Here is a 17,665-nt window from a genome sequence, read left to right as displayed (position 1 = left end):
ATCATCATTGTTGAGCCATAACCGGGTCCGCCTGCTTCGCCTCATCCCGCTCAGGACGACGAGGAATGAACGACACGACCCAGGAAACCAGCGAAGTAAGTGACCGGAAAATTAATTTCACCGACGACGGGGCGAATTCTGCAAGGTGACGATAGCCACGGAACCCCAGCTTCAGAATATCCAGCAGGCTTTCCAGAGGTTTATCTTCCGGGAAGCTGTCCTGCCAGAGAGCCCACGTGTCCGCGCGGGCAAACGTACACTGCACAAAATCGATATGTTGCTTTTTGGTCAACGGCATCAGCTGCAAACCGACTTCATTGCCCGCCACTCGAACAACCTGCGTCGGGAAGACATACTCCTGCTGACCGCGCTTAAGCAGCAGGTTAACTTTCTGGCCTTCCAGCACCTTCGCCTGGCCGTTGATTTTGATCCCCAGACCACCGTCAGAGAAGTCGTGCACTGTACAGGAGAAGAGGTGGCCATCTTCACGGGCGATCGCCGCAGGCATGCAGATTTCAACGCGATGCGCACGGCGAACCTGTTTACTCTCCACCGACACCGCTACCGCGCCGCCGAGGATAATCAGGTTGTAGAAGACCCAGGCCATACTCACAAAGACGGTCAGGATTTCGTTTTCCGGGCCGTAGAAGTAACGCCAGATACCGGCGATGACGCCAACGATATTCAGCAATACCAGTAAGATATACGGACGGGAGATCACCCAGTCGACGTACTCTTCTTCCACCAGGCCGCCCTTGGCGGTGACGTTAAATTTCCCTTTGTGCGGGTTAATCAGCGCCACCATCGTCGGCGGCGCGATATACCAGGCCAGCACCGTTTCGTAGATTTCACTCCAGAAGGAATGGCGGTATTTACCCTGTATCTTCGAGTTCGTCAGGCTCGCGTGGATCATGTGCGGCAGAACAAACAGCGCAATCATCAGCGCCGGGGCGTAAATGATATAAGCGTGAAGGAGCAGGAACGCCAGCGGCGCCGTCAGGAAGATCAGCCGCGGGATACCGGATAAGAAGTGGAACATGGCGTTGACGTAGCAGAGACGTTGCGCCAGCTTGAGCCCTTTCCCAATCAGTGGGTTATCGAGACGGAAAATCTGCACCATGCCGCGCGCCCAGCGAATACGCTGGCCAATGTGCGCCGACAGTGACTCCGTTGCCAGACCGGCGGCCTGCGGAATACGCATATACGCCGAGGTATAGCCACGACGGTGCAGGCGCAAAGAGGTGTGCGCATCTTCAGTGACCGTTTCGACGGCAATACCGCCAATTTCATCCAGCGGCTTACGGCGGATAACCGCACACGAGCCGCAGAAGAAGGTGGCATCCCACATGTCGTTCCCGTCCTGCACCAGGCCATAGAACAGGGTGCCTTCGTTCGGGGTTTTGCGGAAGCGGCCAAGGTTACGTTCAAACGGATCCGGCGAGAAGAAGTGGTGCGGCGTCTGCATCATCGCCAGCTCTTTCTCCTTCAGGAACCAGCCCATGGTCATCTGCAGGAACGAGCGCGTCGGCACGTGGTCACAGTCAAAGATCGAGACAAACTCCCCTGTGGCATACTTCAACGCGTTGTTGATGTTCCCGGCTTTCGCATGCTCGTGAGTCGGACGGGCGATGTACTCGACGCCAACCTCTTCTGCGAACTGGCGGAACGCCGGACGGTTGCCGTCATCCAGGATCCAGACCTTAAGCTTGTCTTTCGGCCAGTCGATGCCCAGCGCGGCATAAATGGTATTTTTCACCACGCTCAAATCTTCGTTGTAGGTCGGTACAAAGAGATCAACAGACGGCCACTGCGCGGTGTCTTTTGGCAGCGGAACCGGCTGGCGGTTGAGCGGCCAAATAACCTGGAAATAGCCCAGCACCAGTACGATCCAGGCGTAGGTTTCGGCAAACAGCAGCACCAGGCCGCACACCAGGCTGACCGGGTCGTCCCAGTTCAGGGTTGAGGTATAACGCCACCAGATGTAGCGACAGGAGACGGTCAACGACAACACAATCAGCATCAGCGCCGAGAAGCGGCCCGGAATACGGCGGACCAGCAGCGCCACGCCCCACAGCAGGATCAGGAAGGTGAACTGCGCCAGAGGGTTGAAAGGTTGCGTAATACAGACCAGCGCCAGAATGAGCGAGAACACGACGATCACGCCGAGGATAAAGCGCCGCAGGCCCGGGTGGAGATGCCCGAGCTCTTTGTGGTTATCCAGATGGCTGGTCTTATCGCTTACGCTGTTGGGCAGCCTGTCCAGCCACTGGTGGTAGCGCTCACGTAACTGCTGCACGCGGGAGAAGCTGCGCCAGTGCGGCGTTATTTTCTCTGAGCGGGATGACGTGACCACCAGCCAGATGGCTTGAATGAGATAGCGTGCCGGATCCAAAGGACGCGGTCGGTTGGGATTAATGTGCGGATATAGCTCACTGTGCCGGGCACGTATGCGCTGCCAGCGCGGGTGTTCGAGGGGAATAAACATCCAGGCCAGAATCATCCAGAAACAGCCGAGCGCGGCGCTAAATGCCGAAGCACCGTGTCGGCGGAAATGCCGGTAATGTTCGCTCAAACGCGAACTGACCGGTGGGATGAGTAACCAGCTGGCGAGACGACTCATACAGAACTCCCTGCATGCTCCGCCCTGTTGGCGAAGTTCAGCAGACACCAGTTAGCCAGCGTCAGGATCTCTTCTGCCGCCAGTGAATCGCTGCGGTATTCGCCGAGCGGTTGCTTAGACGCAAGGCATTCCGCCATTCCCTCATCACGATGGATGACAATGGGAAGCAGACGGCGCTGGCTTTGCAGCCAGACCTGATACAGATCGTCCTGAATCTGGCTGCCAATGCGCAAATCGTTAATCAGAAGGTGAGCGTTCTGAGGCAGCCCCTGCTGATGCAGGCGGATATGGCAGTTCGCATCGACGTTGACGATGGAAAGTATATGATCGCACTGGGCGATAAGCTGTCGGGTCAGCGTGCCGGCGCCGTGCGGCAGATCCAGTAGGATCCACTTGTAGTGCCCCTTTTCTTTCAGGGTTTGCAGCGCCAGCGTGAACTGTGAAAACAAGCGCTGATACGCGGCTTCATTCTCGCGTTCCGTGGTGCTCAGTTGCCCAAACGGCAGCAGATCAAGCTGGGAGGTATAGCGCATCCCTGCATCCTGCCAGTCTTTATCATCAAGCAGTGCCCGGGCCCAGCCCTCTTCACGAGAAAAGTCGACGTTAAACGACATACGCAACAAATTATCGGCGCAGGCGTCAATAACCAGCACCGATTCACCTAAAAGCTGTAATGACCACGCCAGCGCCGCGGTAACTGATGTGGTACCCACACCGCCACGGACACCCTGTAATCCGAGTATGGCCATCAATGGCTCCCTTATTGTTGATGGGCGAATTGGTGATGCTGCCAACTTACTGATTTAGTGTATGATGGTGTTTTTGAGGTGCTCCAGTGGCTTCTGTTTCTATCAGCTGTCCCTCCTGTTCAGCTACTGACGGGGTGGTGCGTAACGGTAAAAGTACTGCCGGACATCAGCGCTATCTCTGCTCTCACTGCCGTAAAACATGGCAGTTACAGTTCACATACACCGCCTCTCAACCCGGTACGCACCAGAAAATCATTGATATGGCCATGAATGGCGTTGGATGCCGGGCAACCGCCCGCATTATGGGCGTTGGCCTCAACACGATTTTACGTCACTTAAAAAACTCAGGCCGCAGTCGGTAACCTCGCGCATACAGCCGGGCAGTGACGTCATCGTCTGCGCGGAAATGGACGAACAGTGGGGCTACGTCGGGGCTAAATCGCGCCAGCGCTGGCTGTTTTACGCGTATGACAGGCTCCGGAAGACGGTTGTTGCGCACGTATTCGGTGAACGCACTATGGCGACGCTGGGGCGTCTTATGAGCCTGCTGTCACCCTTTGACGTGGTGATATGGATGACGGATGGCTGGCCGCTGTATGAATCCCGCCTGAAGGGAAAGCTGCACGTAATCAGCAAGCGATATACGCAGCGAATTGAGCGGCATAACCTGAATCTGAGGCAGCACCTGGCACGGCTGGGACGGAAGTCGCTGTCGTTCTCAAAATCGGTGGAGCTGCATGATAAAGTCATCGGGCATTATCTGAACATAAAACACTATCAATAATTTGGAGTCATTACCGAAAAAGGCGTGAGCGCCAGGCAACAGCTTACGCTGAAACATGTCGAGGGCGAGTGGCACCTGGCGCAGCAGGAAGAAACCGTGGTGCAACCGCGCAGTGATGAAAAACGCATCCTGAGCCATATCGCGGTTTTAGAGGGGGCACCCGCCCTGTCGGAAAACTGGACGCTGTTTGATTCTAACGAAGCCCTTTTCCATGAAGCCCGCACAACCCAGGCGGCAACCCTTATTTTCTCGCTGATGCAGAATAACCAGATTGAGACGCTGGCGCGGCAAATCCACACCTTACGCCGCCAGCGCGGCAGTGCGTTGAAAATTATCGTGCGCGAAAATAATACCAGCCTGCGCGCCACCGATGAGCGCCTGCTTCTGGGCTGCGGTGCCAATATGGTTATTCCATGGAATGCGCCGTTGTCACGCTGTCTGACGCTTATCGAAAGCGTTCAGGGCCAGCAGTTTAGCCGCCACGTACCGGAAGATATTTCCACGCTGCTCTCCATGACGCAGCCGATGAAGCTGCGTGGGTACCAAAAATGGGATACCTTCTGCGACGCCGTGGGCAACATGATGAACAACACGCTTCTTCCTGCTGACGGAAAAGGGGTCATGGTTGCCCTGCGCCCTGTACCGGGTATTCGCGTTGAACAGGCTCTCACTTTATGTCGCCCGAACCGTACTGGGGACATCATGACCATTGGCGACAATCGCCTGGTGCTGTTTTTGTCCTTCTGCCGGGTAAACGATCTCGATACGGCGCTTAACCACATCTTCCCCCTGCCTACAGGGGATATTTTCTCGAACCGTATGATTTGGTTCGAAGATAATACGATTAGCGCGGAGCTGGTGCAGATGCGTGCGCTCCAGCCTGAACAATGGGCCAAACCGCTCGCAATTAAGAGCGATGCCAAACCTATCCTCAATGCAAGGCATGATGGACACGTCTGGCGTCGGGTTCCGGAACCCCTTCGCTTATTAACAGACAACGCGGAGAACGCATCATCATGAACATCAGCGATATCATTCAACTGGTTATATTCTGTGCGCTGATCTTTTTCCCGCTTGGCTACTATGCGCGCCATTCCATACGCCGTATCCGTGATACGGCCAGAGTGCTGTTTATTAAACCTCGCTATGTAAAACCAGCCGGAACACTGACACGGGCATCACACGTCAAGGCAGACCGAAAACATGACTAATTCTACCTATACCGCTTCGTCACCCTCGCCGCTCTGGCAATACTGGCGCGGCCTTTCCGGCTGGAACTTCTACTTTCTGGTGAAGTTTGGTCTGCTGTGGGCAGGCTATCTGAATTTCCATCCCCTTCTCAACCTGGTATTTATGGCCTTCCTGCTGATGCCGCTGCCGAATATCAGGCTACATCGCTTGCGCCACTGGGTCGCTATACCTGTCGGCTTTGCGCTGTTCTGGCATGATACCTGGCTACCGGGGCCGGACAGCATTATGAGCCAGGGGTCGCAGGTGGCGGGCTTTAGCGCCAGCTATGTCCTCGATCTGACCGAGCGCTTTATTAACTGGCAGATGATTGGCGCGGTATTTGTGCTGCTGGTTGCCTGGCTGTTCCTGTCGCAGTGGATCCGCGTCACGGTGTTTGTGGTCGCGATTATGATCTGGCTTAACGTGCTGACGCTGGCTGGGCCGAACTTTTCGCTGTGGCCTGCCGGTCAACCGACCACCACGGTGACCACCACAGGGGGAAGCGCGGCGGCAACCGTCACAACGGCAGGCGATACGCCTGTGGTGGGCGATATCCCAACCCAGACCGCACCGCCGACCTCAACCAACCTGAACGCCTGGCTCTCCAGTTTCTATACCGCGGAAGACAAGCGACAGACTAAATTCCCGGATGCGCTGCCGGCGGATGCTCAGCCGTTTGAACTGCTGGTGATCAACATCTGCTCTCTCTCCTGGGCCGACGTGGACGCCGCCGGTTTGATGTCTCATCCGCTGTGGTCACACTTCGATATTCAGTTTAAAGATTTCAACTCTGCTACCTCTTACAGCGGCCCGGCGGCGATCCGCCTGCTGCGTGCAAGCTGCGGTCAAACATCGCATAAAAACCTGTATCAACCCGCCGGTAACCAGTGTTATCTGTTCGATAACCTCGCAAAGCTGGGCTTTACGCAGCATCTGATGCTGGGGCATAACGGCCAGTTCGGTAACTTCCTGAAAGAGGTGCGCGAACAGGGCGGCATGCAGGCACCGCTGATGGATCAAACCGGTCTTCCCGTCTCTCTGCTGGGCTTCGACGGCTCGCCCGTTTATGACGATACTGCCGTCCTGCAACGCTGGCTGCAGACCATCGAAAAAGACAGTAATCCGCGCAGCGCGACGTTCTATAACACTCTGCCGCTCCACGACGGTAACCATTTCCCGGGCGTGAGCAAAACGGCTGATTATAAAGTGCGTGCTCAGAAGTTCTTTGACGAGCTGGACGCGTTCTTCACGGAGCTGGAAAAATCGGGCCGTAAAGTGATGGTGGTTGTGGTGCCTGAGCACGGTGGAGCGCTGAAAGGTGACAGAATGCAGGTGTCGGGTCTGCGTGATATCCCAAGCCCGTCCATTACCAACGTGCCTGCAGGCATTAAATTCTTTGGTATGAAGGCACCGCATCAGGGCGCACCGATTGAGATTACACAGCCAACCAGCTATCTGGCAATCTCAGAGCTGGTTGCCCGCGCCGTTGACGGGAAGCTGTTTGTGGAAGATAGCGTGAACTGGGATCAGCTCACCAGCAACCTGCCGCAAACGGCAGAAGTCTCCGAGAACGCTAACGCGGTCGTCATTCAATATCAAAACAAACCTTACGTTCGCCTGAACGGCGGGGATTGGGTACCGTATCCGCAGTAACACGGTATGACGTCCCTCTCCCCATCGGGGAGAGGGACAATGTCAACATTATTGCTGGGCGATCCACTCCAGCATTTTCAGACTTGCCGAATAGTAGTCGTCTTTAGAGGTGATTTCGGGTTCACCGGAAGACTGCCCCATCGTGAAATCACGTACAGCCAGCAGGCCGCCTTCCATCATGTAGGGCGCATATTCGTTGGTCGTGACGTTAACCCAGGCGGGAGTTTGTTCCCGGGAAAACTGTCCGAACCAGGCCTTCCACGGCGTCAGCAGCGGGCTTTGCTTATCAGACCAGGCGACGTACAGCGGAACACGAATCGCGTCATAGCTCATTCGCGGCGGCCAGCCTTTAGCAGGTGCCAGCTTGCCACCTGATGCCAGTGAAACCCAGTCAGTGGGCAGATTCGCTTTACCCGAACCCATTTTCCCCAGCAGGCGTTTCCCGTCCTTAATCAAATCGCGCCAGACCGGCAAATGACTGCGTCTGGAGAAGGCCTGCCAGGCCGGAAACACGAAATAGGAAGGATTAAGGACCACTTCACCCTCAAGCTTAAACCCCTGGACGCCGGGCAGCATCACGCGGTAACCGGCATAGCGGATCACGCTATGGTCAATCAGTGCTTTTGTAATTGCATCCGATGCGGCGCTGTAGCGTTTGTCATGCCAGCGGGCGTCGGCTTTCAGCAACGCCCAGGCAATCAGCACGTCGCCATCGGCAGCGTTGTTTTTGTCGGCGACCGGGTTGGACTCTGCGGGATTATAGCGCCAGTAAAACAGACCATTTTCTTTGTTCTTCAGCTGACTGTCTGTCCATTGCCAGAGCTTATCGAACGTGGCCTTATCGTCGTTGGCCACCGCCATCAGCATGGCAAAACCCTGGCCTTCCGTATGCGACACGCCGCCATTGCCGGTATCGACAATGCGGCCTTCCGGTTTGAAAAAGCGGGCCTTGTAGCTCTCCCAGGCCCGATCCGCATGAGAGAGAGGCGAGAACAGCAGACTCATCATGACGGCCAGCGTCGCGCAGACGGGTTTTCGCATAATTAACTCAATCCGGTTATTCGGCACTTCGCAGTGAAATCTCACCGCCCATCCAGGGTTTTATCACACCGTCCTGCTCCAGGAGCAGCGCGCCCTGTGCGTCAATACCGCGTGAAGTCCCGTAGATCTCTTTATCACCAATCAGCAGTTTCACCGGGCGGTTGATGAAGTTATCCAGCTTTTCCCAACGAGACAGGAACGGTGCCAGCCCTTCCTGCTCAAAAAGCGTGAGTGAACTGCGCAACTCTTTAATCATACGCACGGCAAGGGTGTTACGATCGATGACGATCCCCGCCTCCTGGAGGTTCGTCCAGGCCTGATTCACCACATCATTTTGTACGTTGCGCATCACCATATTGAGGCCTGCCCCAATGACGATCTGTGCCGCATCGCCCGTTTTTCCCGTCAGTTCGACAAGAATACCGGCAAGTTTACGATCGTTGAGGTAGAGGTCATTAGGCCACTTAACACGTACTTTATCCGCTCCCAGATCGTGCAGCACTTCCGCCATGACGATGCCGATGACCAGACTCAGGCCAATAGCAGCGGCCGGGCCCTGATCGAGTCGCCAGTACATGGACAAATAGAGGTTAGCGCCAAATGGCGAAAACCATTTGCGACCGCGACGGCCGCGACCGGCCTGTTGATATTCAGCAACGCAGGCATCGCCGGATGTCAGCTCAGGCAGACGATCCAGAAGATACTGGTTCGTCGAATCAATCACCGGCAGCACCGCAACATTGCCGTGTCCGATCTGGCTGCGGATCTTTTCTTCATTCAGCAATTGAATCGGCTCCGGCAGACTGTAGCCTTTTCCGGGAACCGTGAACACATCAACACCCCAGTCGCGAAGCGTCTGAATATGTTTATTGATAGCAGCACGGCTCATGCCAAGCTGTTCACCCAGCTGCTCGCCAGAATGAAACTCACCGTCAGCAAGGATGCTAATCAGGGTTAAGGGAATGGTATTGTCCTTCACGCGATAGCCTCCACGGCATTGACTTCACCTGTGCAGCCAATGAAGCGAACTTCTGGCTCCAGCCAGACGTTAAATTTTTCGCCCACACGCTGACGAACATAATGAGCCAGCTGTACAACATCATCGCTGGTCGCATCGCGTTGATTAATCAGCACCAGAGCCTGCTGCTGGTGAACAGAAGCACCGCCTACTGAAGTGCCTTTTAGCTGGCATTGATCGATAAGCCATCCCGCGGCAAGCTTCACGCTGCCATCCGCCTGAGGGTAATGTGGCGCGGCTGGCCATCCTTCAAGAAAGACTTTTGCATTTTCGCTGCTGATAACCGGATTTTTGAAGAAACTGCCGGCGTTTCCGTTTACTTTTGGATCGGGAAGTTTGGTCATCCGCATATGGCAAACCGAGTCAAAAACGTCGCGTGCGGTAACGGTTTCCGGATCGAGACGCGTTAAATCCCCGTAGGTCAGCACCGGCTGCCAGTTCTTCGACAGGCGCAGACCCACGGCGACAATCACGTAGCGGTCCTGATATTCATGTTTGAAGATACTGTCACGATAGCCAAATCGACACTGTCCTGCGGTTAAACGCTTAGCCGTTCCGGTCGCCAGTTCGATGCAGTCGACATATTCACAGACATGTTTCAGTTCGATGCCGTAGGCGCCGATGTTTTGAATAGGTGACGATCCGGCGCAGCCTGGAATAAGCGCAAGGTTTTCCAGACCCGGCATCCCTTTTTCGAGGGTGAATTGCACCAGATGATGCCAGTTTTCTCCAGCCCCCACGTGCAGGTGCCAGCTATCGGCACGCTCTTCAACATCAATCCCCATGATGCGGTTAACGATCACCGTTCCCGCAAAATCATCGAGAAACAGGACATTACTTCCTTCGCCCAGAATCAGTACGGGTTCGTTATTTTCTGTTGCGCTTTGCCATGCATCCAGCAGTTGCTGTGCAGTATCGGTACGTACAATTTGTTTAGCATTGCGTTGAATGCCAAAGGTATTCCAGGGCTTAAGGGAGTGGTTCATAGACGCTATCCTGATGCAAAAACGCAGGTAGTTTACCGTATAAGCAGGGCGTTGGGGGATTAGTTTGTGCAGCGTATAAACGCAAAAAGGCCATCCTTTCGGATGGCCTCTTCACTTATTTGATGCCTGGCAGTTCCCTACTCTCACATGGGGAGACCCCACACTACCATCGGCGCTACGGCGTTTCACTTCTGAGTTCGGCATGGGGTCAGGTGGGACCACCGCGCTAAAGCCGCCAGGCAAATTCTGTTAAATCTGTATCAAAGCTGAAATTTGATTGTCTGTCTCTCGTCCGCCGAAACAGCTTCGGCGTTGTAAGGTTAAGCCTCACGGTTCATTAGTATCGGTTAGCTCAACGCATCGCTGCGCTTACACACCCGACCTATCAACGTCGTAGTCTTCAACGTTCCTTCAGGACCCTTAAAGGGTCAGGGAGAACTCATCTCGGGGCAAGTTTCGTGCTTAGATGCTTTCAGCACTTATCTTTTCCGCATTTAGCTACCGGGCAGTGCCATTGGCATGACAACCCGAACACCAGTGATGCGTCCACTCCGGTCCTCTCGTACTAGGAGCAGCCCCCCTCAATTCTCCAGCGCCCACGGCAGATAGGGACCGAACTGTCTCACGACGTTCTAAACCCAGCTCGCGTACCACTTTAAATGGCGAACAGCCATACCCTTGGGACCTACTTCAGCCCCAGGATGTGATGAGCCGACATCGAGGTGCCAAACACCGCCGTCGATATGAACTCTTGGGCGGTATCAGCCTGTTATCCCCGGAGTACCTTTTATCCGTTGAGCGATGGCCCTTCCATTCAGAACCACCGGATCACTATGACCTGCTTTCGCACCTGCTCGAGCCGTCACTCTCGCAGTCAAGCTAGCTTATGCCATTGCACTAACCTCCTGATGTCCGACCAGGATTAGCTAACCTTCGTGCTCCTCCGTTACTCTTTGGGAGGAGACCGCCCCAGTCAAACTACCCACCAGACACTGTCCGCAACCCGGATTACGGGTCTACGTTAGAACACCAGCCATTAAAGGGTGGTATTTCAAGGTCGGCTCCACGCAGACTGGCGTCCACGCTTCAAAGCCTCCCACCTATCCTACACATCAAGGACCAGTGTTCAGTGTCAAGCTATAGTAAAGGTTCACGGGGTCTTTCCGTCTTGCCGCGGGTACACTGCATCTTCACAGCGAGTTCAATTTCACTGAGTCTCGGGTGGAGACAGCCTGGCCATCATTACGCCATTCGTGCAGGTCGGAACTTACCCGACAAGGAATTTCGCTACCTTAGGACCGTTATAGTTACGGCCGCCGTTTACCGGGGCTTCGATCAAGAGCTTCGCGTTGCCGCTAACCCCATCAATTAACCTTCCGGCACCGGGCAGGCGTCACACCGTATACGTCCACTTTCGTGTTTGCACAGTGCTGTGTTTTTAATAAACAGTTGCAGCCAGCTGGTATCTTCGACTGATTTCAGCTCCACCCGCAGGGGCTTCACCTACATATCAGCGTGCCTTCTCCCGAAGTTACGGCACCATTTTGCCTAGTTCCTTCACCCGAGTTCTCTCAAGCGCCTTGGTATTCTCTACCTGACCACCTGTGTCGGTTTGGGGTACGATTTGATGTTACCTGATGCTTAGAGGCTTTTCCTGGAAGCAGGGCATTTGTTACTTCAGCACCGTAGTGCCTCGTCATCACACCTCAGCGTTAAAAGGTACCGGATTTACCTGGAACCTCCGCCTACATGCTTAAACCGGGACAACCGTCGCCCGGCTAACATAGCCTTCTCCGTCCCCCCTTCGCAGTAACACCAAGTACAGGAATATTAACCTGTTTCCCATCGACTACGCCTTTCGGCCTCGCCTTAGGGGTCGACTCACCCTGCCCCGATTAACGTTGGACAGGAACCCTTGGTCTTCCGGCGAGCGGGCTTTTCACCCGCTTTATCGTTACTTATGTCAGCATTCGCACTTCTGATACCTCCAGCATGCCTCACAGCACACCTTCAACGGCTTACAGAACGCTCCCCTACCCAACAACGCATAAGCGTCGCTGCCGCAGCTTCGGTGCATGGTTTAGCCCCGTTACATCTTCCGCGCAGGCCGACTCGACCAGTGAGCTATTACGCTTTCTTTAAATGATGGCTGCTTCTAAGCCAACATCCTGGCTGTCTGTGCCTTCCCACATCGTTTCCCACTTAACCATGACTTTGGGACCTTAGCTGGCGGTCTGGGTTGTTTCCCTCTTCACGACGGACGTTAGCACCCGCCGTGTGTCTCCCGTGATAACATTCTTCGGTATTCGTAGTTTGCATCGGGTTGGTAAGCCGGGATGGCCCCCTAGCCGAAACAGTGCTCTACCCCCGAAGATGAGTTCACGAGGCGCTACCTAAATAGCTTTCGGGGAGAACCAGCTATCTCCCGGTTTGATTGGCCTTTCACCCCCAGCCACAAGTCATCCGCTAATTTTTCAACATTAGTCGGTTCGGTCCTCCAGTTAGTGTTACCCAACCTTCAACCTGCCCATGGCTAGATCACCGGGTTTCGGGTCTATACCCTGCAACTTAACGCCCAGTTAAGACTCGGTTTCCCTTCGGCTCCCCTATACGGTTAACCTTGCTACAGAATATAAGTCGCTGACCCATTATACAAAAGGTACGCAGTCACACCACGAAGGTGCTCCCACTGCTTGTACGTACACGGTTTCAGGTTCTTTTTCACTCCCCTCGCCGGGGTTCTTTTCGCCTTTCCCTCACGGTACTGGTTCACTATCGGTCAGTCAGGAGTATTTAGCCTTGGAGGATGGTCCCCCCATATTCAGACAGGATACCACGTGTCCCGCCCTACTCTTCGAGTTCACAACCTGTGTGCTTTCGTGTACGGGGCTGTCACCCTGTATCGCCGGACTTTCCAGACCGTTCCACTAACACACAAGCTGATTCAGACTCTGGGCTGCTCCCCGTTCGCTCGCCGCTACTGGGGGAATCTCGGTTGATTTCTTTTCCTCGGGGTACTTAGATGTTTCAGTTCCCCCGGTTCGCCTCGTTAACCTATGTATTCAGTTAACGATAGTGTGACGAATCACACTGGGTTTCCCCATTCGGACATCGCCGGGTCAAAGGTTCATATCACCTCGCCGGCGCTTTTCGCAGATTAGCACGTCCTTCATCGCCTCTGACTGCCAGGGCATCCACCGTGTACGCTTAGTCGCTTAACCTCACAACCCGAAGATGTTTCTTTCGATTCACCATCGACTTGCGAAAATTTGAGAGACTCGAACACACCATTAAAGATGTGTCGTTTCAATTTTCAGCTTGATCCAGATTTTTAAAGAGCAAAACTTCGCAGTGCACCTTTTCAGGTTCACTCTGAAGTTTTCTTGTGTTCGCAGTAAAAGATGGTGGAGCTATGCGGGATCGAACCGCAGACCTCCTGCGTGCAAAGCAGGCGCTCTCCCAGCTGAGCTATAGCCCCATCGTTTATAATCTCTGTACCGCTCATCCTTTAAAAGGAGTTTGGTAGGCCTGAGTGGACTTGAACCACCGACCTCACCCTTATCAGGGGTGCGCTCTAACCACCTGAGCTACAAGCCTGCAGAGATTTTTACTGCTGTTTTTCATCAGACAATTTGTGTGAGCACTGCAAAGGCAGGTTCTTTAAGGTAAGGAGGTGATCCAACCGCAGGTTCCCCTACGGTTACCTTGTTACGACTTCACCCCAGTCATGAATCACAAAGTGGTAAGCGCCCTCCCGAAGGTTAAGCTACCTACTTCTTTTGCAACCCACTCCCATGGTGTGACGGGCGGTGTGTACAAGGCCCGGGAACGTATTCACCGTAGCATTCTGATCTACGATTACTAGCGATTCCGACTTCATGGAGTCGAGTTGCAGACTCCAATCCGGACTACGACGCACTTTATGAGGTCCGCTTGCTCTCGCGAGGTCGCTTCTCTTTGTATGCGCCATTGTAGCACGTGTGTAGCCCTACTCGTAAGGGCCATGATGACTTGACGTCATCCCCACCTTCCTCCAGTTTATCACTGGCAGTCTCCTTTGAGTTCCCGGCCGAACCGCTGGCAACAAAGGATAAGGGTTGCGCTCGTTGCGGGACTTAACCCAACATTTCACAACACGAGCTGACGACAGCCATGCAGCACCTGTCTCAGAGTTCCCGAAGGCACCAAAGCATCTCTGCTAAGTTCTCTGGATGTCAAGAGTAGGTAAGGTTCTTCGCGTTGCATCGAATTAAACCACATGCTCCACCGCTTGTGCGGGCCCCCGTCAATTCATTTGAGTTTTAACCTTGCGGCCGTACTCCCCAGGCGGTCGACTTAACGCGTTAGCTCCGGAAGCCACGCCTCAAGGGCACAACCTCCAAGTCGACATCGTTTACGGCGTGGACTACCAGGGTATCTAATCCTGTTTGCTCCCCACGCTTTCGCACCTGAGCGTCAGTCTTTGTCCAGGGGGCCGCCTTCGCCACCGGTATTCCTCCAGATCTCTACGCATTTCACCGCTACACCTGGAATTCTACCCCCCTCTACAAGACTCTAGCCTGCCAGTTTCGAATGCAGTTCCCAGGTTGAGCCCGGGGATTTCACATCCGACTTGACAGACCGCCTGCGTGCGCTTTACGCCCAGTAATTCCGATTAACGCTTGCACCCTCCGTATTACCGCGGCTGCTGGCACGGAGTTAGCCGGTGCTTCTTCTGCGGGTAACGTCAATTGCTGAGGTTATTAACCTCAACACCTTCCTCCCCGCTGAAAGTACTTTACAACCCGAAGGCCTTCTTCATACACGCGGCATGGCTGCATCAGGCTTGCGCCCATTGTGCAATATTCCCCACTGCTGCCTCCCGTAGGAGTCTGGACCGTGTCTCAGTTCCAGTGTGGCTGGTCATCCTCTCAGACCAGCTAGGGATCGTCGCCTAGGTGAGCCGTTACCCCACCTACTAGCTAATCCCATCTGGGCACATCTGATGGCAAGAGGCCCGAAGGTCCCCCTCTTTGGTCTTGCGACGTTATGCGGTATTAGCTACCGTTTCCAGTAGTTATCCCCCTCCATCAGGCAGTTTCCCAGACATTACTCACCCGTCCGCCGCTCGTCACCCAGGAGCAAGCTCCCTGTGTTACCGCTCGACTTGCATGTGTTAGGCCTGCCGCCAGCGTTCAATCTGAGCCATGATCAAACTCTTCAATTTAAGTTTGATGCTCGTGAATTAAACTTCGTAATGAATTACGTATGTTCACTCAGAGACTTGGTATTCATTTTTCGTCTTGCGACGTTAAGAATCCATGTCACTTTGAGTGCCCACACAGATTGTCTGATAAATTGTTAAAGAGCAGTGCCGCTTCGCTTTTCGCTGCGGCGCGGGGTGTGCATATTACGCTTTCCCGCTTCAGAGTCAAGCGTTTATTTTCGCTTTTCTCTGCTGACCCGGCGGCGTGTGTGCCGTTGTTCCGTGTCAGTGGAGGCGCATTATAGGGAGTTATTCCGACGTGACAAGCATAAAATACAAAAAACTTTTCGTTCGCTCACTTTTCAAACTTAACGCTTATTTATGTCGCGAATCGCCCGTTAAATGTGCGATTTCCCGCGCAAAACTGGCCACCTGCGACCAGTCGGTATAAACCACTTCTTTACGCGTATCGGTTTCACCCCCGGTCATCTTCATAATCAGGCGGATCATAAAGCGGTCATACCAGCGGTAGCGAGGGTAGCGCAGCGCGCCGGCAAAGACGGCGCACAGGTCTGGCTGCCACGGCGAGCTGAGTAAAAACTTGCGCGTGTAGCTGTTGGTCTGCGGCGTACGCTTCTCAGCTTTACGTGCGACCAGGTTGACCGAGTAAAAGGCACCGGGCAATTTGTTGAGCACCGCCGTGTGCTTTTTCACAAAGCGATCCAGCGCCGGATGGAAATGCCCGTAACGAATTGACGCGCCAATCACCACGCGATCGTACTCCTGCCAGGCTATCTGCTCCGCACGGTTCAGGTTCACCACATCAGAGTAAATACCCAGCTCTTTTAATTCCGACGCCAGATAAGCGGCAATCTCACGCGTTTGCCCGTCTCGCGTAGAGAAAAGAATCAATGTTTTCATCAACGGCTCCTTACTCGCGCCAGAATGTAGGGGTGAACAGCACCAGCAGCGTAAAGACCTCAAGACGACCAAACAGCATATTGGCGATGAGGATCCATTTCGCGACCGGGTTCATGCTGGCAAAGTTATCCGCCACAACGCCCAGGCCGGGCCCGAGGTTATTCAATGTTGCTACGACGGACGCAAAGGCGGAGAAATCATCCACCCCCGTCGCGATAATCGCCAGCATACTGACGATAAAGACCAGCGCATACGCCGAGAAGAATCCCCACACCGCTTCGAGGATACGTTCCGGCAGCGCGCGGTTCCCCAGCTTAATGCTGTAAACCGCGTTCGGGTGGACCAGGCGCTTCAGCTCACGGTTGCCCTGCTTAAACAGCAGCAGAATACGAATCACCTTCAGGCCGCCGCCCGTAGAACCCGCACAGCCCCCGATAAATGCCGAGCATAAAAGCAGCACCGGCAGGAACAGCGGCCAGCGCGCGATGCTGTCCGTGGTAAACCCGGCGGTCGTCGCCATCGATACCACCTGGAAGAACGCCTGATTTAGCGTGGTCAGCGCGGAGTTGTAGACATCATGGAACCACAGCACCAGGGTACAGATGATTACCAGCGTAAGCTGGACGCCAATAAACATGCGGAATTCCGGGTCACGCCAGTACACCTTCAGGCTGCGCCCGCTCAGTAAAGAGAAGTGCAGACCGTAGTTACAGCCTGAAATCAGCAGGAAAATGGCAATGATGGTGTTAATGGTTGGGCTGTCGAAGTAGCCGACGCTGGCATCGTGGGTGGAGAACCCGCCGATAGCGATCGTCGCAAAGCTGTGTCCGATGGCGTCGAAAGCGGGCATCCCGGCGAACCATAGCGCCAGCGCACAGGCCACCGTCAGTAATACATAGATAAGCCAGAGGGTTTTCGCCGTCTCGGCAATACGCGGGCGCATCTTGTTATCTTTCAGCGGTCCGGGCATTTCGGCGCGATAGAGCTGCATGCCGCCAACGCCCAGAATAGGGAGAATAGCCACTGCCAGGACGATGATCCCCATCCCCCCGAACCACTGCAGCATCTGGCGATAAAAGAGAATGGCGTGCGGGAGTGAATCCAGCCCCACCAGCGTCGTCGCCCCGGTGGTTGTTAAACCGGAGAACGATTCAAAAAAGGCATCCGTGATGCTCAGGTTAGGCTGTTCAGAGAAGATAAAGGGCAGCGAACCAACGCTCCCCAGCACCGTCCAGAACAGGACCACAATCAGAAATCCTTCGCGAGATTTCAGCTCACCTTTCTGACGACGGTTTGGCCACCACAGCAGCGAGCCAATCGCCAGCGCGACAAAGAAGGTCTGGGTAAATGCACGCCCCGCGCCGTCCCGGTAGATAAGCGCCACCAGTCCTGGGAGAATCATCGTCCCGGAAAAGAGTATGACCAGTAGTCCAACGATTCGGGTTATGGCACGAAAATGCATCTCTGCCGCTTCCTTT

General features: G+C 54.5%; 10 protein-coding genes, 2 tRNA genes, 3 rRNA genes and 1 pseudogene. 4 read left to right on the top strand and 12 right to left on the bottom strand.

Annotation, left to right across the window (positions count from 1 at the left end; genetic code table 11):
* Positions 1 to 4: 4 nt before the first annotated feature.
* Together bcsA and bcsQ are read right to left on the bottom strand one after the other, a co-directional pair.
* Positions 5 to 2,620, bottom strand: coding sequence for a UDP-forming cellulose synthase catalytic subunit (gene bcsA, locus ACJ69_RS18275; protein ID WP_059347462.1), 2,616 nt, complete (start codon positions 2,618 to 2,620; stop codon positions 5 to 7).
* Positions 2,617 to 3,369: a cellulose biosynthesis protein BcsQ gene (gene bcsQ, locus ACJ69_RS18270; protein WP_029740463.1), complete on the bottom strand. Its 753-nt coding sequence runs from the start codon at positions 3,367 to 3,369 to the stop codon at positions 2,617 to 2,619. Before bcsQ ends, bcsA begins: the two co-directional genes overlap by 4 nt.
* An 86-nt stretch (positions 3,370 to 3,455) precedes the next feature.
* On the opposite strand from bcsQ, the gene ACJ69_RS18265 reads away from it, so the two are divergent.
* The 4 genes and pseudogenes from ACJ69_RS18265 (at position 3,456) to bcsG (ending at position 7,036) form a co-directional block, all read left to right on the top strand.
* Positions 3,456 to 4,153 (top strand): IS1-like element IS1A family transposase gene (locus tag ACJ69_RS18265; RefSeq protein WP_103215986.1). Its coding sequence is split into 2 segments (ribosomal slippage): positions 3,456 to 3,705 and positions 3,705 to 4,153, totalling 699 coding nucleotides; the frame shifts between segments, so codons are not numbered across the junction.
* Between the two features lie 15 nt (positions 4,154 to 4,168).
* Positions 4,169 to 5,173 (top strand): annotated as a pseudogene (bcsE, locus tag ACJ69_RS18260) (cellulose biosynthesis protein BcsE); the annotation flags it as partial.
* Positions 5,167 to 5,364: a cellulose biosynthesis protein BcsF gene (gene bcsF, locus ACJ69_RS18255; RefSeq protein WP_024908822.1), complete on the top strand. Its 198-nt coding sequence runs from the start codon at positions 5,167 to 5,169 to the stop codon at positions 5,362 to 5,364. The pseudogene bcsE and the gene bcsF, both read left to right, overlap by 7 nt.
* Complete coding sequence (gene bcsG / locus ACJ69_RS18250) at positions 5,357 to 7,036, top strand: cellulose biosynthesis protein BcsG (RefSeq protein ID WP_029740465.1); 1,680 nt, start codon at positions 5,357 to 5,359, stop codon at positions 7,034 to 7,036. The genes bcsF and bcsG overlap by 8 nt, the downstream gene beginning before the upstream one ends.
* A 48-nt stretch (positions 7,037 to 7,084) precedes the next feature.
* Here the strand turns inward: bcsG and ACJ69_RS18245 are convergent, their stop codons facing one another.
* The 10 genes from ACJ69_RS18245 to trkH form a co-directional block, all read right to left on the bottom strand.
* Positions 7,085 to 8,077: a glycosyl hydrolase family 8 gene (locus tag ACJ69_RS18245; RefSeq protein WP_059347461.1), complete on the bottom strand. Its 993-nt coding sequence runs from the start codon at positions 8,075 to 8,077 to the stop codon at positions 7,085 to 7,087.
* Positions 8,078 to 8,093: 16 nt separating this feature from the next.
* On the bottom strand, positions 8,094 to 9,056 hold the full coding sequence (gene birA / locus ACJ69_RS18240) for a bifunctional biotin--[acetyl-CoA-carboxylase] ligase/biotin operon repressor BirA (protein ID WP_059347459.1): 963 nt from the start codon (positions 9,054 to 9,056) through the stop codon (positions 8,094 to 8,096).
* A complete protein-coding gene (gene murB / locus ACJ69_RS18235; RefSeq protein WP_054830385.1) occupies positions 9,053 to 10,081 on the bottom strand; it encodes a UDP-N-acetylmuramate dehydrogenase in 1,029 nt (342 codons plus the stop codon). Before murB ends, birA begins: the two co-directional genes overlap by 4 nt.
* 124 nt (positions 10,082 to 10,205) lie before the next feature.
* Positions 10,206 to 10,321 (bottom strand): 5S ribosomal RNA (gene rrf, locus ACJ69_RS18230).
* A 76-nt stretch (positions 10,322 to 10,397) separates the two neighbouring features.
* Positions 10,398 to 13,302: ribosomal RNA gene (locus ACJ69_RS18225) — 23S ribosomal RNA — on the bottom strand.
* A 181-nt stretch (positions 13,303 to 13,483) separates the two neighbouring features.
* A tRNA-Ala gene (locus ACJ69_RS18220) sits at positions 13,484 to 13,559 on the bottom strand.
* 42 nt (positions 13,560 to 13,601) lie between these two features.
* Positions 13,602 to 13,678, bottom strand: a tRNA-Ile gene (locus ACJ69_RS18215).
* Positions 13,679 to 13,747: 69 nt separating this feature from the next.
* Positions 13,748 to 15,287, bottom strand: a 16S ribosomal RNA gene (locus ACJ69_RS18210).
* Together the 16S, 23S and 5S rRNA genes with 2 tRNA genes alongside form the textbook arrangement of a ribosomal RNA operon.
* A gap of 354 nt (positions 15,288 to 15,641) precedes the next feature.
* Positions 15,642 to 16,187: a menaquinone-dependent protoporphyrinogen IX dehydrogenase gene (hemG, locus tag ACJ69_RS18200; protein WP_029739672.1), complete on the bottom strand. Its 546-nt coding sequence runs from the start codon at positions 16,185 to 16,187 to the stop codon at positions 15,642 to 15,644.
* A 10-nt stretch (positions 16,188 to 16,197) separates the two neighbouring features.
* On the bottom strand, positions 16,198 to 17,649 hold the full coding sequence (gene trkH / locus ACJ69_RS18195; protein WP_023309600.1) for a Trk system potassium transporter TrkH: 1,452 nt from the start codon (positions 17,647 to 17,649) through the stop codon (positions 16,198 to 16,200).
* Positions 17,650 to 17,665 lie beyond the last annotated feature (16 nt).

Origin of the sequence: Enterobacter asburiae, from assembly GCF_001521715.1 — a bacterium.
GTDB classification, from domain to species: domain Bacteria; phylum Pseudomonadota; class Gammaproteobacteria; order Enterobacterales; family Enterobacteriaceae; genus Enterobacter; species Enterobacter asburiae.
Note: the sequence above shows the minus strand (reverse complement) of the source record. Positions and strands in the feature narration are given on the sequence as shown.